A 21068-nucleotide genomic window follows, 5' to 3' on the forward strand; every position below is an offset into this window, starting at 1 on the left:
AAGGCGTACCGAGCACGACTCCGTCCAACACTTTCCGAGGCGAGGAGCCCACCCATGACGTCGATCCACGAGAAGGCCACAACGCTGCTGCAGCTGCATCAGCCCGGTAACCCGGTCATCCTGCCGACGGTATGGGATGCGTGGTCCGCGAATCTGGCTGTCTCCGCGGGGTTCCGAGCACTCACGGTCGGTAGCCATCCGGTGTCGGACTCGATCGGCAAGCCCGACAACGAGGGAATCACCTTCGACGAGCTGCTGCATCGGATCGCCCAGATCACCTCCGCCGTCGACCTGCCCATCTCGGTGGACATCGAATCCGGCTACGGGGAGGAACCTGCTCGCCTCATCGACGGCTTGATCGGCGCCGGCGCCGTGGGGCTGAACATCGAGGACACTGTCCACAGTGAAGGCGGCCGGCTGCGTGAGCCGCAGGAGCACGCCGACTTCGTGGGGAAGCTACGCCAGGCCGCCGACGCCGCAGGCGTGCACGTCGTGGTCAATGCGCGGACCGACCTGTTCGTCAAGAAGGTCGGTGACGATGCCGATCGCGTCGACCGTGCCATCTCCCGGCTGAAGCTCGCAGCCGACGCCGGCGCCGACGTCCTGTACCCGGTAGGCCGCCACGACGACGCCACCCAGAAACGTCTCACTTCGGAGCTTCCGCTGCCCGTCAACGCGATCGGCCTGCCCGACCAGGACGACCCGGCATCCTTCGGGCCGCTCGGCGTCGCACGCGTGAGCTTCGGTCCGTTCTTCCAAGCTGGCCTCGCCGCGCACGCCGCGACGTTGCTCGGCCGCTGGTCATGACCCGTGAGTACTTGTTAACCGCGGGCGGTTAACAAGTACTCACGGGCGCGACAGCGCATAGGCCTTGAGGTGCGCCACTTGCTCGGGGTCGAGCGAGGGGCGCACCTTCTCGCGTGCTGCGGCCACGTCACCGGCGGTGACGTCGGCGGCATCGATGCTCCGCCGCATCGCGGCGAGCGCGGCTTCGCGGAGGAGCGCCGAGCAGTCGGCGGCCGAGTAACCGTCGAGGTTGTCGGCCAGGTCGTCGAGGTCGACGTCGTCGGCGAGCGGGACCGAACTGCCCGCGGTCCGCAGGATCGCCTTGCGCGCCTCCGCGTCGGGCGGCGGCACGAACACCAGTCGTTCGAGGCGTCCGGGCCGCAGTAAGGCGGGGTCGATCAGGTCGGGTCGGTTGGTGGCGCCGAGCACCACGACATCGCGCAGAGGCTCGACGCCGTCGAGTTCGGTCAGCAGCGAGGCCACCACGCGGTCGGAGACACCGGAGTCGAAACTCTGACCGCGGCGCGGGGCCAGCGCGTCGATCTCGTCGAGGAAGATGAGGGACGGCGCAGAGTCGCGGGCCCGCTGGAACAACTCGCGCACCGCCTTCTCGGACGCGCCCACCCACTTGTCCATCAGCTCGGCGCCCTTGACGGCATGCACGCTGAGGTGCCCCGTACTGGCAAGGGCCCGAACAAGATAGGTCTTGCCGCAGCCGGGAGGTCCGTACAGCAGGACTCCGCGCGGAGGGTCGACACCCAGGCGTGCAAACGAATCCGGATGCTGCAACGGCCACAGCACCGCCTCGGTGAGGGCCTGCTTGGTTTCGACCATGTCGCCGACGTCGTCGAGAGTGAGGCTGCCGATGGCCAGCTCCTCGCTTCCCGACCTCGACAAGGGGCGGATCACGTCGAGGGCGCCGAGCAGATCCTCCTGGGTCAGAGCCGGGTCGGCCGGTGATTTGGTGGCGCGAGAGGCAGCCCGCAACGCTGCTTCCCGGCACAGTGCTGCGAGATCGGCCACCACGAATCCCGGCGACCTGGCCGCGATGGTATCGAGGGCGATCCCGTCGGTGGGCACCTTGCGCAGCAGCAGTTCGAGCAGGGCTCTTCGGGTGGCGCCGTCGGGCAATGTCAGGGCGAGTTCGCGGTCGCACAGTTCCTGGCCGCGCAGCCGGGTGTCGGTCGATTCCGGATGAGCGGTGGTCGCGACGAATGCGACACCGGCAGTGTCGACGGCACGGCGGAGTTGGTCGAGGATCAGGGCGGAGACGGGTTCCGGAGTCGCGGGCAGCAGGGTGTCGATGTCGGTGATGAGTAGCACCCCGCCGCCGCTGATCGCGTCGACTGCTGCTGTGACCCGTTGCAGTCGTGCACCGGCTTCGAGGGCGCCGACGCTGGGGCCGTCGAGTTCGACGACGCGCCGCGACGCCAGCACGGAGCGGGCCAAGGTGGCCTTACCGACGCCACCCGGCCCGGTCACGAGGATACCCAGGTGAGGTGACGCCCCGAGCTTGCGGAGCAGTTCGGGTTCGTCGAGCGCGAGTCCCAGCCACTCGGTCAGTTTGGCGGCCTGGGTCTGCGCCCCGACGAGGTCCTCGACGGGCAGGGGTGGGACGGACTCGGATTCGGTCACCGTCGCCGACAGGCGCGCCGGTGCGGACGAGACCACGGTGCGCGTTCCCGCACCCCACCCGACCGCGGTGTTGGGTTGCACACTCACCGGGCCGCCTGCCGGGTCCACCCCGGTGACGGTGAGCAGTTCCGACGTCCATGCGACGCCGAAGGTCCGGGACAGGGCCTGAGTTGCGGGCGCTGTGCTGGTCCCGGGGCCGAGGTCGCGGGGGAGCAGGGACACCGCGTCACCCACGCTGAGGACCTTCCCGAGGAGGGCTTGCCGCAGGGTGACATCCGAGATCGAGGTGACCGCCAGGTTGGAGCCGCTGACCGTGACCGCTCTTCCGCCGTACACGGTCACCGGCGTCACGACGACGGTCGCGTTCTCGGTGAGGCCGGCATTCGACATCGTCACGTCGTCGAGCAGCGCGGTGCCCGTGGGCGTTCCGGTCGGCGCGATACCCGCCACCGCTGCCGTCCGGCGCGCCCCGACCAACGCGATCGCGTCCCACTCGCGGAGACCGAGCGCGGCGAGCGCTTCCGGATGCAGCCGTATGACGCCGCGTCGCGTGTCCGCGGCCGAGGTGTTCAGTCGGACTGTGAGCGCGAGTTCCGGTGAGGTCACGCGTCGAGCCTACGTGCGCGAGTGCACTATCGGGCTCGTGGACGGCGCAACCCGAGCCGCGCCGCGGAGCGCCGTCCGCGGGTGTCGGGCTGTCGCCGGATGGCTCGCCGTTCGGCCGGTTTGATCTCCCAGGTCTCCGGCCGCGCCGCCACCCATCGCTGCGAGCGGACGGCGAACGGAATGTGCGCCAGGTACACGGCGACGAGGGCCATCAACAGAATGAACGGATACGTGACCAACGCTGCCGCTGCGAGCGCCACCAGCACCAGCAGACCTGCTGCCATGCGAGGCGGCACGGACACGGTCTTGAGCGCCAGAGTCGGAATGCGGCTGACGATCAGGGCCGCGGAGAACACCGTCCACGCCACGACGACCGGATACGACGACCACCAGCCATCGCCCCACTGCGCTGCCGCCGCCAAGGGCGTGAGCGCTACCAAGGCTCCCGCGGGTGCCGGGACGCCGACGAAGTACTCGCTGGCGTAACCGGGCATATCGTCGTCGTCGAGCAGAGTGTTGAAGCGGGCGAGCCGCAGCACGATGCTCACTGCATAGATGAGCGCGATGATCCAGCCGAAACTCTGCCCGTCCAGCAGGGTGACGTAGAGCACGAGGGCCGGGGCGACACCGAACGAGATGGAGTCTGCCAGCGAATCGAGCTCGGCACCCATTTTGCTGGTGGCGTCGAGGAGCCGGGCGATCCGCCCGTCGAGGGAGTCGAGCACCGCGGCGGCACCGATCATTGCCAGCGCGGTCCCGAGATCGCCGTCGAGCGCGAACTTCACCGCGGACAGCCCACCACACAACGCGAGAATCGTGACGACACTCGGCAGCAAGCGCACCGCTTGCCGTGGTCTCCCTCTCCGCTGCTTCGTACTGGCGATCACGGCAGTTGAGCGATGACGGTTTCGGCACCGATCGTCCGCTGGCCACGCTCCACCAGCAAGGTGGTGCCCGTAGGGAAGTAGGTGTCGACGCGGGAGCCGAACCGGATCAGACCGTAGGTGTCACCGATGGGGAGGGTGTCGCCGACCGCGGCGTCACACACGATTCGCCGGGCCAGCAGGCCGGCGATCTGCACCACTGCGACGTCGTGGCCGTCCGAGGTGTGCAGCAGCATGCTGTTGCGTTCGTTCACCTCGCTGGCATCGGCAAGGTCGGCGGACAGGAATTGACCCGACCGGTGCACGACTTTCTGCACCACTCCGCCGACGGGACTGCGCTGGACGTGGACGTCGAGCACGGACAGGAAGATGCTGACCCGGGGCAGGGGCTCGGAACCCATGTCGAGTTCGGCCGGCGGCACGGCGGTGTCGACGAGTGCGACTTCACCGTCGGCAGGCGCGACCGCTACGCCCACCCGGTTGGGCGGAACACGGTGCGGATGCCGGAAGAACGCGGCGCACGCCGCGGCAGAGGTCAGCGCACCACGCCGGACCCACTTGCGGTTGCGGCCGAGTAGGGCCACACCGAGCGGTGCGAGAACGAAGGGCAGTCCGGCCGGATGAAGCGGTGGGACGGCTCCCCGGGCGAGATCGACGAAGTGGCCGATCCCTGAGGTCTGCGCGGTTCCGGGTGGTCTGGGCTTACGGGCCACGGGCTCCTCTAACTGTGTCGGGCGGGACGGCTACCTGCCGTTGCGGCGCCCTCACAGGTTACGTGAGCGCGGCCGGCTGTAACGGCATCAGGAGAGAGTACGCACTCACCGAGGCGGAGGAGGAAACGGACCGCGGACGGATGGCGAGCGGTGCGATGGGGCCGCCGAAGCGGAACGTCAGCTGATCGCCGGGGAGGGCGGCGACCGCGTCGAGGAGAAAACCCGCGTTCACCTGTACGTGGAAGAGCACCGGCCGGTCTCGGCAGGGATCGGTAAAACCACGTTGCTGCGCGCCGACCACGATGGAACCGGAGTCGAGGACGCCGAGGTCCACCCGCTCGCCCGTCCCGGCAAGGACTGCCCGCAGTTCGGTCGCCGAGATCGTCGCTTCGGTTCCGGGAACCGCACTCGACAGACTGCGATGATCGGGGAACACTCCATCCAGTGCCTCGCTGACGAACTCTCCCTCCCCACAGCGCAGCGTGACGGTGCGTGCGTCCACGGTGACGGCAACCTGCCCATGTCGGCGCAGTCGGGGTGCAGCGTCCGTCAGGAACGTCGAAGGAACTGTCACCGCGATGGATTTCTGCGGCGAGTGCACTGCGGCGATCTCGGCGACCGCCAGCCGGTAGCGGTCGGTGGCGACGAGCCGCAGCACGTCACCGTCGGTCTCGAGATGGATTCCGCGCAACGCCGGAAACTCGGACTTCGGGTCGACGGCGAACCGGACCGATGCAACAGCATCGGCGAGGTCATCGGCATCGACTACGACGGTGCCTCCTCGCTCCACGCGCCCGTCCACGAGACGGTGTATCCGGATCAGCTCGCGTCGTGCATCAGCAAGGCCCTGCTCGAGTCTGCACAGGTGCTGGTCGAGCAGAGCGTGCGGATCGGTACCGGACAGCACCGCCGTCATCTCCTTCACCGGCATCCCGACACGCCGCATCGCAGCGAGGAGAACGGCCGCGTCGACCTGCTGGTCGGTGTACCGGCGGTAGCCGGTGTGCGGGTCGACAGTGTGCGGTGCCAACACGCCTGCCTTGTCGTAGAACCGCAGCGCACTGACCGACAGGCCGGACGCCCGCGACAGCTCACCGATGCTCAGCACGGCGTTCACTTTTGCCGGGGGGTATGACAGGTGCGGTCTCGTCGATGCGGCGACGCAACCGCGCGATGGCACCGCGAACGGTGCGGCCGTAGCCGTCTTCGGCGAGGTGGTGGGATTCCTCGTCGGCCCGGTCGAGGTGAAAACGGGCTTCCGGGACATGCCCCAGCGCGAGATGGGCCGCTGCGACGTTGAGGTGCAGCGAAGGGTAGAACGCCGCCACCTGCAGTGAGGCGTCGTGCCGTTGCGCGCGATCATCCGTCAGCGTGTCCGCGGCCTCGAGCGCACGCAGATCCCAGCGCAGTTCCTCGGCGGGGTCGATCTGAACGTCGGCCATGTAGTGGGCGAGAGTCACGATGTGAAGCGGATCGCGAGTGCCCTCGGGAGACGCCTCGAGGGCGCCCCACACCTCGGCGAAGAGATGTCGGGCGCCCTCGGCGTCGCCTGCTGTCGCGAGTTCCTGGCCTCGACCGATCTGCGCCATCACGTCATCCGAGTTCTCCATGCGGTTCACGGTGAAGGCTCGACCAGGTCGAGAGTCAAGCGGGCTACTTCGCTTCGGCGGCTGCCTTGATACGGGCCAGGGTGGTGTTCATACCCTCGATCAGTTCGACCTCGAAGTCGTCGTTGCCACCCAGCACGGTCTTGATCAGGAATTGCGACACCTTGGTCGTTCCGGTCGGCGCCTCCCGGCGTTCGATGACCTTGGTTCCGCCGGCGGTGGGCTGGAGTTCGTACGACCAGATGGTGCGGTTCTCGACGACGCGGAAGGCGATCGACTTGTTCGGCTGGAACTTGACGACCTTCGAGGTGGTCGGCCACACGAGCATGCCCTTGCGGTTGATGTTGATCGTCTTCGTGCCTTCTTCGACCACACCGCCCAGGACGCGCATCGTGCGGCACTGCGGGCTCCACTCGCCCATCCGCTTCAGATCAGACACCACCGCCCACACGTCCTGCGGGGTGGCGTCGATTTCGATGCTTGCTTCGAGGGTGTTTGCCATCGGCTGTCTCCAGTCAGGGAAGGTGGTACGGGTAGTTACAACTACTTTGCCGTCATCGTAGGCGCTCGGTGAACGCGGATGTGCGGCAGGTCACTTCTTTGTACCCCGATGGGCTCGCCGCTTCGCTCCGGACAGGTTGTCGCTTCGCTCCGGAACCGGTTTGTCGCTTCGCTCCGCGCGCCTCACCGAAACTGTGTAACTCACGAGGCACGATGAGCGATAGAAAAATCAGTGCAATGGTTCGGTGCCAGCGCATTGGCACGTCGTCGAGTCGGTGTTCGGAAGTGATCGTCGTGAATGTTCATTCGATCCTGCGGCGGGACCGCAGCCCTCTCCCTCTACTCGAATCTGCCCGATTGCAAGGACGTCCGTCCTCGTGGCCGAGTGAAAAACTCGAACGTCTCATGACGCCACGCGAAATCGAAGAAGTTCTGCGCGGCGACGTGTAATCGCCGTTGGCACCCCGCATTCCCGACCTACACCCCGCGCCGGGGTGGACACTGGGTCTGTGGGTACCGAAGAGCCTGTCGTCGTCGGTGTCGGCCCGGTGTCCGCCGAAGAAGTGGTCCGGGTGGCCAGGCTCGGCGCCCCGGTGCGGATCTCCGAAGAGGCTCTGTCCACCATGGCGAAAAGTCGTCGGTGGATCGAGGCTCTCGCCGAGGATCCGAAACCGGTGTACGGCGTCTCGACGGGGTTCGGTGCCCTCGCGATCCGTCATATTCCGGTCGAGAAGCGCGCGCAGCTGCAGCGCAGCCTGATCCGTTCCCACGCCGCCGGCAACGGGCCGGAGGTGGAACGCGAGGTGGTGCGTGCGCTGATGTTGTTGCGGCTCTCGACTCTCGCCACAGGCCACACCGGCGTTCGGCCGGAGGTCGCGCAGGTGTACGCGAACCTGCTGTCGGCGGGTCTGACTCCGGTGGTGTACGAGTACGGGAGCCTGGGTTGTTCGGGCGATCTGGCGCCGCTGGCACATGTAGCCCTCGCCGTGATCGGTGAGGGCACCATACGGAACGCCGAGGGCTGTCCTACCCCCGCCGCCGACGCGCTGCGGGTCGCCGGAATCGCACCGGTGTCGCTGGAGGAGAAGGAGGGCCTTGCCCTCGTCAACGGCACCGACGGCATGCTGGGCATGCTGCTGCTGGCCTGCGAAGACCTGCGTCACCTGCTGCGTCTGGCCGACATCACGGCAGCGATGAGCGTCGAGGGTCTGCTCGGCACGGACAGGGTCTTCGCCGCCGACCTGCAGTCGCTACGGCCGCATCCCGGGCAGGCCGCGGCGGCCGAGAACATGACTCGGCTGCTGGCCGGCTCCGACATCGTGCGCAGCCACGCGGGGCCCGGGTGCACGGTGGTCCAGGACGCCTACTCGTTGCGCTGCGCCCCCCAGGTCGCCGGCGCCGCGCGCGACACCCTCGCCCACGCCCAGCAGGTAGCGGCGCGCGAACTCGCGAGCGCCGTCGACAACCCCGTAGTGACCGCGGACGGCCGCGTCGAGTCGAACGGCAACTTCCACGGAGCCCCACTCGGCTACGTCCTCGATTTCCTGGCGATCGTGGTCGCGGATGTGGCGAGCATGAGCGAGCGCCGCACCGACCGATTTCTCGACGTCGCCCGCAACCACGGGCTGCCCCCGTTCCTCGCCGACGACCCCGGCGTCGACAGCGGCCACATGATCGCCCAGTACACGCAGGCCGCGATCGTGTCCGAACTCAAGCGCCTGGCCGCGCCTGCGAGTGTCGACTCGATTCCGTCGTCGGCGATGCAGGAGGATCACGTGTCGATGGGGTGGTCGGCGGCCCGCAAACTTCGCCGCGCCCTCGACGGGCTCACCAGGGTCCTCGCGGTCGAGGCACTGACTGCCGCACGGGGACTCGACCTCCGTGCGCCGCTCGAGCCTTCGCCTGCAACGGGTGCCGTACGCGACGCGATCCGGGAGCACGTCGCCGGACCCGGAACCGACCGGTACCTGGCCCCCGAGATCGACGCGGTGGTGGCGCTCGCGTCGTCGGGCACCCTCCTGGCCCGCGCCGAGGCGGTGGTCGGCGCATTGGCCTGAGACGAAGGACGGGCTCAGCGTAGAGGGTCGAAATGCCGCAGCACCGCGGACGGTTCGCCCCCCGTCATCGACTGGGCCACCAGTCGGCCCGTGAGGGGGCCGAGCGCGATTCCCCACATTCCGTGGCCGCCGGCAACGTGCACGCGAGGCGAGCGGGTGGCCCCGACGAGGGGCAGCCCATCCGTGGTGCACGGCCGTGAACCCACCCATTCCTCCTGGCGGACATTCCAGTCGATACCGGTGAACAGGGGTGTCGCGGCATCGATGATGGCCTGGACCCGTCGGGGATCGAGCGGTGCGTCGGGACTCCGGAATTCCATCATTCCGGCGACACGGAAGCGGTCGTGCAACGGGGTGCACGCCACCCGCTGAGTGGGGAAGTACACGGGATTCTTGGGCATCTGCTGTGGCTGGACGCTGAAACTGTAGCCACGGCCGGCCTGGACCAGTGCCCGGACGCCGAAGGGACGTGCCAGTGTGCCCAGCCGGGCGCCGTTCGCGATGACGACCGCATCGGCCGACACCGAATCTCCGCGGGCAGAGGCGAGCCGAACGCCGGACGCGCCACGGTCCTTGACTGCGGTGACGTCGAATCCGGAGACGATGTCGCCACCCCGCGCGCGGACGGCGTCGGCGAGAGAATGCACGAACCGCGGCGGATCGATGAAGCGCTGGTTCCGCAGGCGGAGACCGCAGTGCACGCCCTCCCCGAGACTCGGTTCGAGGGAATGAATCTCGTCGGTATCGAGCCGGTCGTACTCGACCTCGCCGCCGATTGCCGCCACGTGGCGGAACTCGTCGACGAGCACTTCCCGGTCCGCGTCCGACGTGAACGCAGTGAGGAAGGGGTCGGCGAGGTGGGTGTGTTCGGCGACGCCGCCCTCGGCGAGTTGGTCGTAGGCGCCCAGGGAAATCCGGTTCACTTCGGCGTAGACCTTCATCGCCTCCTCCCATCGTGCGGGAGTGCAGTGCCGGGCGAAACCGACGAGGAAACGGAGGAGGCGGAGGTCGGTGGTGAACGGAACATACACGGGGGAGGAGGGATTCAGCATCGCGCGGAGGCCGTACTTCAGGACGGCGGGCTCCGGGAGCGGCAGGGTGAGGGCAGGAGCGAGCCACCCCGCATTCCCCCACGAGGCGTCGGCCGCAACACCTTCCCGGTCGACGACGGTGACGTGGACCCCACGCTCCTGAAGGAACCAGGCTGTGGACAGGCCGACGACACCGGCTCCGACGATCGCGACATGCTCCGGGCGCGCAGTTGTGCTCATGTGTCCATCATCGATCGACGATCACGCGGGGGGAGTAGCCGTTCGGCCAGTGCCGGACCGTCCACGTTGTGCAATCGGCCAGGGTGGGTCCGCGGCTCAGTGCCCGCGCAGTCCGCGCAGTTTCAGATGCAGCATCAGGACGAGTCGGGTGTCCGCGTCCGAGAGGTCCACCCCGCACGATTCGACGCAGCGCCGGAGCCGGTTGCGCAGGGTGTTGGGGTGGACGTGCAGGGCTGCGGCGGCGTCGGCCACGTCGCCGCCATGGTCCAGGAACGCGCGTGCCGTGGCCACGAGGTCGGTGCCGTGCTGCTCGTCGTGCGCAAGGAGGGCGGCCAGCGGGGTGAGCGTGCCCAACCCGTCGAAGATGTCGGCCACGCGCAGCGCGAGGACCGACGCCAGCGTGTCGCGCATGGTTCCGACGACACCGCCGTGGGAGGCGTGTTGCAGCGCCGCGAGTATCCGGTCGGCGTCACCGCGCGACAGATGCGCCTGTCCTGCCGTGTCGACCCCGCGCCCGACCGCGACGACGAAGGCATGTCCACTGCGCGCACGTCCGAGGAAATTCTCGGCGAGACGGCGAACCTCCTTCTCCCCGGCGGCGATCACCACATAAATGGTGTCGTCGAGTTGGGCTGCGACGGATTCGACGGCCAGCGTGTCCAGGTAGAGACCGAGGGAGGCCAGCAGTCCGGACGGCAGCGACGAGCCGAGCGTGACCGGGGCCGCCGCGGCAACCGTCATCGGACCGCTCCACCGCAGGTCGTCGGCGGCCCGGAAAGCGGGCTCGCCGCCGGTCAGGAGGGCACGGACCCGATCGACCTGCAATCGTCGTGTGACATCGACTCGTTCGCGTTGCGCGGCGATATGTTCGGCCACGACCGGTACGGCGGACCGGAGGATCGCTTCCTGTTCCGGCGTCGGAAAGGCGGTGACGGCTGCCCAGATGGACCCCACCGGGCGACCGCCGTCACGCACCGCGATCGCCGCCCGCGGTCGCATGTCGGGAACGTGCAGATCGACATAAATGACGTCGGTGTCGTGGTGAAGGCGTTCGAACACACCGGCCTCGGTGAGCAACTGCCGGTACCGTCCCGGCACCTGCCGGCCCAGGATGGTCCCGATTCGCGCTTCGTCCACCGCCTGCTCACCACTCGAATACGCGAGCACCGTCGAGTTCTCGTCCTCGATCGTGATCGGGGCGCCGATCAGCTCGGCCAGAGACCCCGCAACCGTGAACAGGTCTTCACCGCGCAGGTCCATTCTCGGAGCCTAGTTGGCCGGGACCGACTCGATTGGTTCCGACGAGAGGTGTTTCATCCGGCGCGGCCGAAGGGTCGTCCGTCGTGAAGGAAGTTTGGGCTCGGGCGCTGAGGGCATAGCTGTGTAGCAGGACATTCCGACGGTGATTCGTACACGTTTGTCGCACAACAGTCAGGAGAGGTCATGGAGAGAGCGTTAATTTTTACAGCGGGGGCGGCCGTGGGTTTCGTCCTGGGCACCCGGTCCGGCAGGCAAACTTACGAGAAGATGAGGGATCAATCCCTCGAAGTCTGGCACAACCCCACTGTGCAGGAGAAGGTGAGCGGCGCGACCGAGGCGGTGAAGGAGAAGGCCCCGCACGTGCAGCACAAGGTGGGTGAGCTGGCGAAGAAGGCCACCCACCGCGACACCGACACCAGCACGGCCACCGCGCCCACCACCGGTGCGCCGCCCGTCGAAGCCACAGCACCCACGCCGGGTCCCACTCCCACGCCGGCTCCCACTCCCACGCCGGCGCCCACGGACTCGCCCGTTTCTCCGCCGGCGGGGGGCAAGCATACGCAGAGCCCGGGCTGACCGGGGCCGATGCGGCTGTAGGTAACCATCCCGGCGCGGCGTGCGGTCGCGACACTGCGGATTTCGTGGTGTCGGCGCCGCGCCGCGGGCATCCTGTGGGTATGGCGGCGACGCGACGCGGAATCCGGACGATGGGTGCGTGGCGCGCCGTCAGCCCCGGACCGATCGCGGGCACTCCGCTGCAGTGGGACATCGAAGCGCTCCCCGAGCCCCAGGCGGGTGAATTGCTGGTCAAGGTACTGGCCTGTGGGGTGTGCCGAACCGACCTACATATCGCCGAGGGTGATCTTCCCGCGCACCGACCGCAGGTCGTTCCCGGTCACGAAGTGGTGGGAGAGGTTGTCGCAGTGGGCGACTCCGTCTCCGGGGCCTATGCCGCCGGAGATCGCGTCGGTGTCGCCTGGCTGCGCCACACCTGTGGTCGGTGCCCGGCGTGCGGTCGCGGCCTCGAGAATCTCTGCCGGCAGTCCCGCTACACGGGGTGGGACGCGGACGGTGGATACGCGGAATTCACGACGGTGCCCGCCGACTACGCACTGCGACTCCCGGACGGCTATCCGGACGCCGAGCTCGCACCACTCCTGTGCGCCGGGATCATCGGTTACCGGGCCCTGATACGTGCCGAGGTGCCGGACGGCGGTGCCTTGGGCATCTACGGCTTCGGGGGCAGCGCCCATCTCACCGCCCAGGTTGCGCTCGCCCGTGGTATCCGCGTGCACGTCATGACGCGAGGCGCGCAGGCACGGGCACTTGCCGAGGAACTCGGCGCGGCGTCGGTGCAAGGGGTGCGCGACACCCCACCGGAACCGCTCGACTCGGCGATCCTGTTTGCACCCGCCGGAGACTTGGTGCCCACGGCGTTGGAGGCGCTCGCCGACGGTGGCACGCTCGCCGTCGCGGGCATCCATCTGACAGATATTCCGCGGCTCGACTACCAGAAGCATCTGTTCCGGGAGCGGCAGGTCCGCAGCGTCACCGCCAACACCCGGGCAGATTCCGTCGCGTTCCTCCGATTCGCGGCGGACCATCGATTGAGGGTCGACACCCATCCCTATCCGCTCGACCACGCAGATCGGGCGCTGCGCGATCTCGCGGACGGAAAGTTCAGCGGTGCAGCAGTTCTCGAACCATAGAGGGAGAGATACATGAGTCAATACGCGGGCCCACCGGTGGTGGTCGGTGTCGACGGATCACGGCCTGCTCTCGACGCGGCGCGCTGGGCCGCGGCGACCGCAGTCCGGCTCGGTGCCCCGCTCCTGCTCGCGCATACCTACCCGGACGGGGCGACGTTCTACAACGGCACCGCAATGATGATCGACGCGCAGTTCATCCAGGAACTTCGGGAAGACGGAAACGCGATGCTGGGCACCGCCCGCACGGCCGTGCTGGAAGAGCACCCCGGACTTCCTGTCGAGACAGACCTGCGGACCGGGACCGCAGCCGCCCACTTGATCGAGTTGTCACGCGCCGCCCGGATGGTGGTTGTCGGCGCGCAGGGTGCGGGTGCCATCACGGATTACCTGCTCGGTTCGACGGTGCTGCGCACGATCAACTCCGCGCAGTGCCCGGTCGCCGTGTTCCGGGGTGCCCGCGAAGCCCCGTCACCGGACCAGCGCCCGATCGTCGTCGGTGTGGACGGCAGTGGCGTCAGCGAACTCGCCGTCCGCCAGGCGTTCGCCCTCGCCTCGGCGTTCGGCGTCGGACTCGAGGTCGTGCACGCCTGGAGCAGCGAGAGGCGGCACGGGCTCGCACACGCGTCGAAATACGTGGATTGGGCGGCGTACGAAGAAGCGGAGCGGGCCGTCGTCTCCGACTGCCTCGCCACCTGGGCCGGGGACTACCCCGACGTGCAGGTGACCGGGACGACCACCGAGGGCGCACCTGCCGATGTCCTGATCCGGCACGCCTCTGCCGCGCAATTGCTCGTGGTGGGCAGCCACGGCCGGGGCAAGGTGCTCGGTGCCCTGCTCGGATCGGTCAGCCAGAACCTCGTGCACCACGCTCCCTGCCCCGTTGTGGTCTGTCACGCCCAGCGGTCGCCCGGATAGGCTCGACCCCATGACTGCGGTCGAGGGAATCCTGTTCGATATAGACGGAGTTCTGGTTACTTCTTGGCATCCCATCGACGGCGCGGCCGACGCCGTGCGGGAGGTGCGGGATCGGGGACTTGCGTGTGCGTATCTCACGAATACAACGTCGCGGACGTGTGACGAGATAGCGGGCGCGCTGCGGAACGCGGGTATCGACACAGAGCCCGGCGAGATCGTCACTGCCGCTCGCCTGACCGCCGAGTACCTCCGCACCACCTACCCGGGCGCGCGGGCCTGGGTGCTCAACAATGGTGACATCACGCCCGACCTCGCCGGCATCGAACTCGACGAGGACGATCCGCAGGTCGTCGTGCTCGGTGGCGCAGGCCCCGAGTTCACCCATCGTGCGCTCAGCCGGGTGGTCGAGTTGATGCTCGACGAGGTTCCGGTGGTGGCCATGCATCGGGGGACGACGTGGGCAACCAGGGACGGACTGTGCATCGACACCGGCGCCTACCTTCCGGGCCTGGAAGAAATTGCCGGAACGAACGTCGTTTCGGTCGGCAAGCCCTCGCTGGCCGCCTTCCTTACCGCAACCGAGCTCATGGGCACCGACCCCGAAGCGGCCGTCATGGTCGGTGACGATCTGACGGGGGACGTCCTCGCCGCGCAACGGGTAGGCCTGACCGGTGCGCTGGTGCGTACCGGCAAGTTCCGGCAGTCGATTCTCGACCTCGCTGTGCAGCGCCCAGACCACGTCATCGACTCGGTCGCTCAGCTCCCCGAGCTGCTCGACAGACTCGCCTGAAACACGGTCCGGGACTAACCGGCCGGGAGCGGGTAGTCTCGCGGCGAATCCTCCAATTAGACGTTCCCAGAAGGAGCTTCCATGCTCGCTGTCTCCACGCCCGCCACCTCCACCGCCTCGGCCACTCGTACCCGCATCTCTTCTTTGTTCGGCCGCCGGCTGGCGCGTGCGGGAGCGGCGATGGTCGTCGGTCTGGGTGTCGCGGCGGGACTCTCGGTGGCCGGTGCCGGTGTCGCCGGTGCCGCCCCCGTCACCTGTGTCTCCCCGCCGTCCGTCAACGACATCCAGGTGTCGGACACGGCGAGCTGTGGTGCCAAGGCGACCGAGGCCGGTGTCGCGCGGGCGACGGCCATGGAGAGCGGGACCGCGGTGAGCGTCGCCAACGGGCACGGCTCCACCACCACCTACGCCAACGGGTTCGGAACATCTCTGGGCGCGTCGACGGGTTCGGGTCAGGCGTATGCCGTGTCGCTGGGCGGCGGCATCGCGCGGTCCGGGGCGGCTGACGGCACCACCACCGTGGCGATCGCCGGCTGGGGGTCGGGCGCGACCTCCGACGCGAACGGCGTCGACTGCGTCGGTGCCCTGTCGCTCGCGTTCAACCTCAACACGGGCCAAGTCTGCGCCATGCGCTGATCCTCTGACCCGGCCGTCTCGTCCCGACCTTGCACTCACCCTGGTCGAGTGCTAGAAATGCACTTGGCACTCGCGACACGTGAGTGCCAGGTCGGGATGGTGAGACCGGGAACCTAGACACCCCTGGTCGTCCGTCGCGGGCACTGACCCCGGCCCAAGGCGTAAATGGGGCGACCCGGCAAGCGGCCGTCCTGTGTGTCACCCCCAATCCGGAGGATCACTTCGCAATGGCCAAGATCATCGCGTTCGACGAAGAGGCCCGTCGCGGCCTCGAGCGAGGACTCAACGCCCTCGCCGACGCAGTCAAGGTGACGTTGGGCCCCAAGGGTCGCAACGTCGTGCTCGAGAAGAAGTGGGGAGCTCCCACGATCACCAACGACGGCGTTTCCATCGCCAAGGAGATCGAGCTCGAGGACCCCTACGAGAAGATCGGTGCCGAGCTGGTCAAGGAGGTCGCCAAGAAGACGGACGACGTCGCCGGCGACGGAACCACCACCGCAACCGTGCTCGCTCAGGCTCTCGTGCGTGAGGGCCTCCGCAACGTTGCTGCCGGCGCCAACCCGCTCGGCCTCAAGCGCGGCATCGAGAAGGCCGTCGAGGCCGTCACCGCGCGTCTGCTCGAGACCGCCAAGGAGATCGACACCAAGGAGCAGATCGCTGCTACCGCTGGTATCTCCGCCGGCGACCCGTCCATCGGTGAGCTCATCGCCGAGGCCATGGACAAGGTCGGCAAGGAAGGCGTCATCACGGTCGAGGAGTCCAACACCTTCGGCCTGCAGCTCGAGCTCACCGAAGGCATGCGCTTCGACAAGGGCTACATCTCGGCGTACTTCGCCACCGATGCAGAGCGTCAGGAAGCCGTCCTCGAGGACGCGTACATCCTGCTCGTGAGCTCCAAGATCTCCACCGTCAAGGACCTGCTGCCGCTGCTGGAGAAGGTCATCCAGTCGGGCAAGCCGCTGGTCATCATCGCGGAGGACGTCGAGGGCGAAGCCCTGTCCACCCTGGTGGTCAACAAGATTCGTGGCACCTTCAAGTCCGTGGCCGTCAAGGCCCCGGGCTTCGGTGACCGCCGCAAGGCGCAGCTCGCCGACATCGCCATCCTCACCGGTGGCGAGGTCATCAGCGAAGAGGTCGGCCTCTCCCTGGAGACCGCCGGACTCGAGCTCCTCGGCCAGGCCCGCAAGGTCGTCATCACCAAGGACGAGACCACCATCGTCGAGGGTGCCGGCGATTCCGACGCCATCGCCGGTCGCGTGAGCCAGATCCGCGCCGAGATCGAGAACAGCGACAGCGACTACGACCGCGAGAAGCTGCAGGAGCGCCTGGCCAAGCTGGCCGGTGGCGTTGCAGTCATCAAGGCCGGTGCCGCCACCGAGGTCGAGCTCAAGGAGCGCAAGCACCGCATCGAAGATGCCGTGCGTAACGCCAAGGCCGCCGTCGAAGAGGGCATCGTTGCCGGTGGTGGCGTGGCCCTGCTGCAGTCGGCCCCCGCGCTCGACGACCTCAAGCTCGAAGGTGACGAGGCCACCGGTGCGAACATCGTTCGCGTCGCCCTCGAAGCTCCGCTGAAGCAGATCGCCTTCAACGCCGGCCTCGAGCCCGGCGTCGTCGCCGAGAAGGTCCGCAACCTGCCCGCAGGTCACGGCCTCAACGCTGCGAACAACGAGTACGGCGACCTGCTCGAAGCAGGCATCAACGACCCGGTCAAGGTCACCCGCTCCGCGCTGCAGAACGCAGCGTCGATCGCGGCTCTGTTCCTCACCACCGAGGCCGTTGTCGCCGACAAGCCGGAGAAGGCCGGAGCGCCCGCGGGCGACCCGACCGGCGGCATGGGCGGCATGGACTTCTGAGTCCGTACCACCCCGCTCCACCCGAACACCCCGAAGGCCCGGGACTCCAGCAAGGGAGTTCCGGGCCTTCGGCCTTCGGCCCCGTGCGCCTTTCTGGTAGTCAGGGCTACCACAAAGGCGCACGGGCGCGGAGCGCCTCTGGTGCACGGGCGCGGAGCGCCTACTTGGCGGGCATCAGCATCCACGCTGCGAGGTAGACGAGAGCCGCGGTGCCGCCGGTGACGAGTGTGGCGACGACGGCCAGGAGTCGGACGAGGTTGACGTCGGCACCGAAGTATTCGGCGATGCCGCCGCAGACGCCGGCGAGCATCTTCTGGTTGTCGGAGCGGGTGAACTGGCGAGGAGTATTGCTGTCGAATGTCATGCGTCCAGTCTGCTCAGCCGGCTGGTAGTGCACATCGGGATGTACCCCGATCTCCACCCTGGTCTTTCACCCCGACATCGTGCTGAGAGCGCGTTTCCCGTTCACGCCCGGGTCACTTCGAGGACGCCTCGCGCCGCTAGATTCCGCCCCATGACCGACATCGACGAACGCCCCGGCTTCCTCAGCGCGTACGCGGATCTGGCTACTGCCGTCGACCTCCGCGACACCTCCGCGTTCAGGGTCGACGACGAGGACGACGATGATCCCGTGCTCGTCACGCTCACCGATGGTCTGGTCGTCGATACCTGGCGGGAGGGCTATCCGTACGAGGAGCGGATGCCCCGCGAAAAATACGAAGTTGCCAAGCGGTTGCTCCAGATCGAACTGCTGAAGTTCCAGAACTGGGTGAAGGACACCGGACGCCGTCACGTCATCGTGTTCGAGGGACGCGACGCCGCCGGCAAGGGTGGCACCATCAAACGGTTCATGGAACACCTCAATCCGCGCGGGGCGCGTGTCGTGGCACTCGAGAAGCCGTCGGTGCGTGAGTCGACCCAGTGGTACTTCCAGCGTTACGTGCAGCATCTCCCTGCGGCCGGTGAGATCGTGTTGTTCGACCGGTCGTGGTACAACCGCGCCGGCGTCGAGCGCGTCATGGGCTTCTGCAGTGCAGACGAATACGACAGGTTCCTGCATCAGACGCCGCTCTTCGAACGCATGCTCGTCGACGACGGTGTCAGCCTCACCAAGCTGTGGTTTTCTGTCTCACCACTCGAGCAGCGGACCCGGTTTGCCATCCGTCAGGTCGATCCGGTTCGTCAGTGGAAATTGTCCTCGATGGACATTGCCTCACTGGATAAATGGGGCGCCTATACCGCGGCCAAGGAAGATATGTTTCGCTTCACGGACACCGATATTGCTCCGTGGACGGTAGTCAAGAGCAATGACAAGAAAAGAGCGCGCATCAATGCAATGAAGTATGTTCTGTCGCTGTTCGATTACGGGAACAAGGACTTCGATGTGGTCGGGATCGTAGATCCGCTGGTCGTGGGCCGTGCAAGCCAGGTAATTGGCGAATAACCGGATGGCCTTTCTTCCGAACGCCAGGTAACTATTCGAAATATGTCCGAGAAATTTCTTTGGTCTTCGCCTTCGGTCGGGTACAAAGAGTGAAGCGCCGACCCATGGCGCAGATCGAAAACCAACACAGTCGATCGGGAGAGAAAAATATGTCCACTCAAATCCTTGGCCTGCTCGATATACTCACCGGACTTCTCGACTTGCTGACGGGGTCATCAGAGGCGTAGAAAGCGCGTCTCCACCAACATCCAGTTGAGAACTGGAGCCCACATGACACACTGTGGGCTCCAGTTCTCGTCTCTTCGGAGTCGGGCAGGCGGCTTCGCAGTAAAGGAGAATAATGGGCAACCGCACGGCAGCGGGTAGGTACGGGGTTCGGCTGGCACTCGCGCTCGCTCTGGCAGCGGCTCTTCCGTGGGTGGGGGCGCAGGCCGTGTCCGCAGACCCGGTCGATGACGCGACCGTCGCCGACGGCAGCTCGCGACTCCTGCGTACCGAGAAGATCGACGACCGGCAGTTGACGATGCACGTCTACTCGGCGTCGATGGACCGCGACATTCCGCTCCGGGTGATCACGCCCGCGGACACCAGCGCTCCGAGGCCCACGCTGTACCTGCTCAACGGCGCGGGTGGCGGGGAGGACTCCGCCACCTGGCAGGCGAAGACCGACGTGGTCGATTTCTTCGCCGACAAGAATGTCAACGTCGTCACGCCGATGCAGGGCGCCTTCAGTTACTACACGGACTGGCGGCAGGAAGATCCCGAACTGGGTAACAACAAGTGGACGACGTTCCTCACCCAGGAACTCCCGCCCATCGTCGACGCCGAGCTGGGCACCAACGGCGTCAACTCGATCGCCGGAATCTCCATGGCCGGCAGTTCCGTCCTGAGCCTCGCGCAGTCGGCACCCGAGCTGTACAAGAGTGTCGGCGCCTATAGCGGTTGCGCGATGACCAGCACCGACCCCGGTCGCACGTATGTCCGGATGGTCGTCGAATCCCGCGGCGGCGGCGACACCAGCAACATGTGGGGCCCCGTGGACGACCCGGCCTGGACGGCCAACGATCCGTACCTCAATGCGGAGAAGCTGCGCGGCCTCGACATCTACGTCAGCAACGGTTCCGGCCTTCCGGGCCCGAACGATCGCCTCGACGGTCCGGGGATCAACGGGAACGTCGAGACGTTCGCCAACCAGATCATCCTCGGCGGTGCCATCGAGGCGGCGACCAATCAGTGCACCCGCGCGCTGGCGGACAAGCTGAACGAGCTGCAGATTCCCGCCACTTTCGACTTCCGTCCCGTCGGCACCCACTCGTGGCCGTACTGGCAGGAGGACCTCCACAAGTCGTGGCCGCTCCTCGCGTCGTCGATCGGCCTGTAGCCACCGGCCCGGACACCACCGTCCTCGTGCACTGACTTCTGTCTCGACCCCTGCGGATCGCGAATCCGCGGGGGTCGAGCCGTCTAGTCTGGCGGAGTGGAGACAGTACCGATCCAGATGCCCGACGGAACGACCACTCCGGTTCGCCTGTTCGCCGGGCGGGACGAGGCACCCGTAGTCGTGGTGTTTCCCGGCCTGGGAATTCCTGCCGGCTACTACGAGCCGTTCGCCGAGGAGCTGATGTCCCGCGGCTTCAATGCGGCCATCGGCGAACTACGCGGACAGGGTGACAGCCGCCCCCGCCCGAGCAGTGCCAGCAGGTACGGCTACCACGAGCTGGTGTCGGTCGACTTTCCCGCCATCTTCGAGGTGGTGCGCGAACATTTCCCGGCTGCGACGCCGTTCCTGTTGGGGCACAGTATGGGTGGTCAGCTGGGCGTGATGTACGCGGCGCGGATACGCGGCCGGCTCGGCGGAATCGTGCTCGTCGCGTCGGGGTCGCCGTATCACCGGGGATTTCCCGGAATGCACTCGCCGCGAATGCTCGTCGGTGCGGCCGCGATGTCGATGACGGCCAATCTCGCCGGTTTCTGGCCGGGCGGCAGGCTCGACATCGGCGGGTTCGGCAGGCAGTCGAAGGTGCTGATTTCCGACTGGTCCCGTTTCGCGCGCACCGGGAAGATCGAACCCGACGGCGCCGACATCGACTACGAGGAACGGATCGGCAGATTGAAGCTGCCCGTCCTGTCGGTGACTATCGAGGGCGACGACCTCGCGCCGGGCCCCTCGGCGAAGAATCTCGTCGCCAAACTCCCACATGCGGACGTCACCATCTGGCACAACCCGCGACCGCAGGGTCACAACGGGTGGATCCGGGAGCCAGTCGACACGGTCGATCGGGTCGTCGACTGGATCCATGACCACACCTAATGGGAGTCGATCAGCGAGCCTACGACAGGTAACTGCCCGTCCACGGCAGGCTGATCACTGAGCCGCCGGCCCGGTGAGCACTGTTCACGC

The 21068-nt window shown here is 67.3% G+C and carries 20 protein-coding genes; 11 read left to right on the forward strand and 9 right to left on the reverse strand.

The genetic code is table 11. From position 1 onward, the window contains the following. The first annotated feature begins 54 nt into the window (after positions 1-54). A complete protein-coding gene (locus tag ACH49N_RS34705) occupies positions 55-807 on the forward strand; it encodes an isocitrate lyase/phosphoenolpyruvate mutase family protein (RefSeq protein WP_358277138.1) in 753 nt (250 codons plus the stop codon). Between the two features lie 39 nt (positions 808-846). Here the strand turns inward: ACH49N_RS34705 and ACH49N_RS34710 are convergent, their stop codons facing one another. The 6 genes from ACH49N_RS34710 to ACH49N_RS34735 are packed head-to-tail and all read right to left on the reverse strand — an operon-like array spanning position 847 to position 6733. Continuing rightward, the gene (locus ACH49N_RS34710; RefSeq protein WP_358277140.1) at positions 847-3027 is read right to left on the reverse strand and encodes an AAA family ATPase; all 2181 of its coding nucleotides are present in this window, start codon (positions 3025-3027) and stop codon (positions 847-849) included. Positions 3028-3053: 26 nt separating this feature from the next. Beyond that, positions 3054-3914 carry a CDP-diacylglycerol--serine O-phosphatidyltransferase gene (pssA, locus tag ACH49N_RS34715; protein WP_109327683.1) on the reverse strand — a complete coding sequence of 287 codons (861 nt, stop codon included), beginning with the start codon at positions 3912-3914 and terminating at the stop codon, positions 3054-3056. Further along, positions 3911-4624 carry a phosphatidylserine decarboxylase gene (locus ACH49N_RS34720; protein WP_358277142.1) on the reverse strand — a complete coding sequence of 238 codons (714 nt, stop codon included), beginning with the start codon at positions 4622-4624 and terminating at the stop codon, positions 3911-3913. The genes pssA and ACH49N_RS34720 overlap by 4 nt, the downstream gene beginning before the upstream one ends. Positions 4625-4682: 58 nt before the next feature. Beyond that, positions 4683-5741, reverse strand: a complete 1059-nt coding sequence (locus tag ACH49N_RS34725) for a MerR family transcriptional regulator (protein WP_358277144.1) — start codon at positions 5739-5741, stop codon at positions 4683-4685. After that, positions 5716-6234 (reverse strand): hypothetical protein, encoded by a 519-nt coding sequence (locus tag ACH49N_RS34730; protein ID WP_397504994.1) that lies wholly within the window; start codon positions 6232-6234, stop codon positions 5716-5718. Before ACH49N_RS34730 ends, ACH49N_RS34725 begins: the two co-directional genes overlap by 26 nt. A 43-nt stretch (positions 6235-6277) precedes the next feature. Further along, a complete protein-coding gene (locus tag ACH49N_RS34735) occupies positions 6278-6733 on the reverse strand; it encodes an SRPBCC family protein (protein WP_208962402.1) in 456 nt (151 codons plus the stop codon). Positions 6734-7241: 508 nt separating this feature from the next. Between ACH49N_RS34735 and hutH the strand changes: the two genes are divergently transcribed. After that, positions 7242-8789, forward strand: a complete 1548-nt coding sequence (hutH, locus tag ACH49N_RS34740; RefSeq protein WP_358277148.1) for a histidine ammonia-lyase — start codon at positions 7242-7244, stop codon at positions 8787-8789. A gap of 14 nt (positions 8790-8803) precedes the next feature. Here hutH and ACH49N_RS34745 read toward each other — a convergent pair whose 3' ends face one another. After that, a complete protein-coding gene (locus ACH49N_RS34745) occupies positions 8804-10060 on the reverse strand; it encodes an FAD-dependent oxidoreductase (protein WP_358277150.1) in 1257 nt (418 codons plus the stop codon). A gap of 96 nt (positions 10061-10156) precedes the next feature. Continuing rightward, positions 10157-11320, reverse strand: coding sequence for a CdaR family transcriptional regulator (locus ACH49N_RS34750; protein WP_159920144.1), 1164 nt, complete (start codon positions 11318-11320; stop codon positions 10157-10159). Between the two features lie 183 nt (positions 11321-11503). Between ACH49N_RS34750 and ACH49N_RS34755 the strand changes: the two genes are divergently transcribed. The 6 genes from ACH49N_RS34755 (at position 11504) to groL (ending at position 17223) form a co-directional block, all read left to right on the forward strand. Then, positions 11504-11896, forward strand: a complete 393-nt coding sequence (locus tag ACH49N_RS34755) for a YtxH domain-containing protein (RefSeq protein ID WP_358277152.1) — start codon at positions 11504-11506, stop codon at positions 11894-11896. A gap of 131 nt (positions 11897-12027) precedes the next feature. Continuing rightward, the gene (locus ACH49N_RS34760) at positions 12028-13029 is read left to right on the forward strand and encodes a zinc-binding alcohol dehydrogenase family protein (RefSeq protein WP_358277167.1); all 1002 of its coding nucleotides are present in this window, start codon (positions 12028-12030) and stop codon (positions 13027-13029) included. 12 nt (positions 13030-13041) lie between these two features. Next, complete coding sequence (locus ACH49N_RS34765; RefSeq protein WP_358277154.1) at positions 13042-13944, forward strand: universal stress protein; 903 nt, start codon at positions 13042-13044, stop codon at positions 13942-13944. A 10-nt stretch (positions 13945-13954) separates the two neighbouring features. Beyond that, complete coding sequence (locus ACH49N_RS34770; RefSeq protein WP_358277156.1) at positions 13955-14734, forward strand: HAD-IIA family hydrolase; 780 nt, start codon at positions 13955-13957, stop codon at positions 14732-14734. 81 nt (positions 14735-14815) lie between these two features. Beyond that, a complete protein-coding gene (locus ACH49N_RS34775) occupies positions 14816-15370 on the forward strand; it encodes a DUF6764 family protein (protein ID WP_250775035.1) in 555 nt (184 codons plus the stop codon). Between the two features lie 227 nt (positions 15371-15597). Continuing rightward, entirely contained in the window at positions 15598-17223 is a 1626-nt protein-coding gene (gene groL, locus ACH49N_RS34780; protein ID WP_109327707.1) for a chaperonin GroEL, read from the forward strand. A gap of 160 nt (positions 17224-17383) precedes the next feature. On the opposite strand, the gene ACH49N_RS34785 is transcribed toward groL, so the two are convergent. Further along, positions 17384-17587 (reverse strand): PspC domain-containing protein, encoded by a 204-nt coding sequence (locus ACH49N_RS34785; RefSeq protein WP_109334920.1) that lies wholly within the window; start codon positions 17585-17587, stop codon positions 17384-17386. 150 nt (positions 17588-17737) lie between these two features. On the opposite strand from ACH49N_RS34785, the gene ppk2 reads away from it, so the two are divergent. From ppk2 to ACH49N_RS34800, 3 genes are all read left to right on the forward strand, one after another. Continuing rightward, positions 17738-18667, forward strand: coding sequence for a polyphosphate kinase 2 (ppk2, locus tag ACH49N_RS34790; protein ID WP_358277159.1), 930 nt, complete (start codon positions 17738-17740; stop codon positions 18665-18667). A 340-nt stretch (positions 18668-19007) separates the two neighbouring features. Further along, on the forward strand, positions 19008-20048 hold the full coding sequence (locus ACH49N_RS34795; protein WP_358277161.1) for an alpha/beta hydrolase family protein: 1041 nt from the start codon (positions 19008-19010) through the stop codon (positions 20046-20048). Positions 20049-20144: 96 nt separating this feature from the next. Then, the gene (locus tag ACH49N_RS34800; RefSeq protein ID WP_230990105.1) at positions 20145-20978 is read left to right on the forward strand and encodes an alpha/beta fold hydrolase; all 834 of its coding nucleotides are present in this window, start codon (positions 20145-20147) and stop codon (positions 20976-20978) included. Positions 20979-21068: the final 90 nt, after the last annotated feature.

This window comes from Rhodococcus sp. NPDC019647 (genome assembly GCF_044389235.1).
In the GTDB taxonomy this organism is placed as follows: Bacteria; Actinomycetota; Actinomycetes; order Mycobacteriales; family Mycobacteriaceae; genus Rhodococcus_F; species Rhodococcus_F oxybenzonivorans.

What these genes read in the sequence shown, in the direction of transcription:
- ACH49N_RS34760 (WP_358277167.1), top strand. Translation starts at nt 12,028, where the DNA reads ATGGGTGCGTGGCGCGCCGTCAGCCCCGGACCGATCGCGGGCACTCCG.
- ACH49N_RS34765 (WP_358277154.1), top strand. Translation starts at nt 13,042, where the DNA reads ATGAGTCAATACGCGGGCCCACCGGTGGTGGTCGGTGTCGACGGATCA.
- ACH49N_RS34745 (WP_358277150.1), bottom strand. Translation starts at nt 10,060, where the DNA reads ATGAGCACAACTGCGCGCCCGGAGCATGTCGCGATCGTCGGAGCCGGT.
- ACH49N_RS34755 (WP_358277152.1), top strand. Translation starts at nt 11,504, where the DNA reads ATGGAGAGAGCGTTAATTTTTACAGCGGGGGCGGCCGTGGGTTTCGTC.
- ACH49N_RS34730 (WP_397504994.1), bottom strand. Translation starts at nt 6,234, where the DNA reads ATGGAGAACTCGGATGACGTGATGGCGCAGATCGGTCGAGGCCAGGAA.
- ACH49N_RS34785 (WP_109334920.1), bottom strand. Translation starts at nt 17,587, where the DNA reads ATGACATTCGACAGCAATACTCCTCGCCAGTTCACCCGCTCCGACAAC.
- ACH49N_RS34770 (WP_358277156.1), top strand. Translation starts at nt 13,955, where the DNA reads ATGACTGCGGTCGAGGGAATCCTGTTCGATATAGACGGAGTTCTGGTT.
- ppk2 (WP_358277159.1), top strand. Translation starts at nt 17,738, where the DNA reads ATGACCGACATCGACGAACGCCCCGGCTTCCTCAGCGCGTACGCGGAT.
- ACH49N_RS34735 (WP_208962402.1), bottom strand. Translation starts at nt 6,733, where the DNA reads ATGGCAAACACCCTCGAAGCAAGCATCGAAATCGACGCCACCCCGCAG.
- groL (WP_109327707.1), top strand. Translation starts at nt 15,598, where the DNA reads ATGGCCAAGATCATCGCGTTCGACGAAGAGGCCCGTCGCGGCCTCGAG.
- ACH49N_RS34795 (WP_358277161.1), top strand. Translation starts at nt 19,008, where the DNA reads ATGGGCAACCGCACGGCAGCGGGTAGGTACGGGGTTCGGCTGGCACTC.
- ACH49N_RS34775 (WP_250775035.1), top strand. Translation starts at nt 14,816, where the DNA reads ATGCTCGCTGTCTCCACGCCCGCCACCTCCACCGCCTCGGCCACTCGT.
- ACH49N_RS34705 (WP_358277138.1), top strand. Translation starts at nt 55, where the DNA reads ATGACGTCGATCCACGAGAAGGCCACAACGCTGCTGCAGCTGCATCAG.
- ACH49N_RS34750 (WP_159920144.1), bottom strand. Translation starts at nt 11,320, where the DNA reads ATGGACCTGCGCGGTGAAGACCTGTTCACGGTTGCGGGGTCTCTGGCC.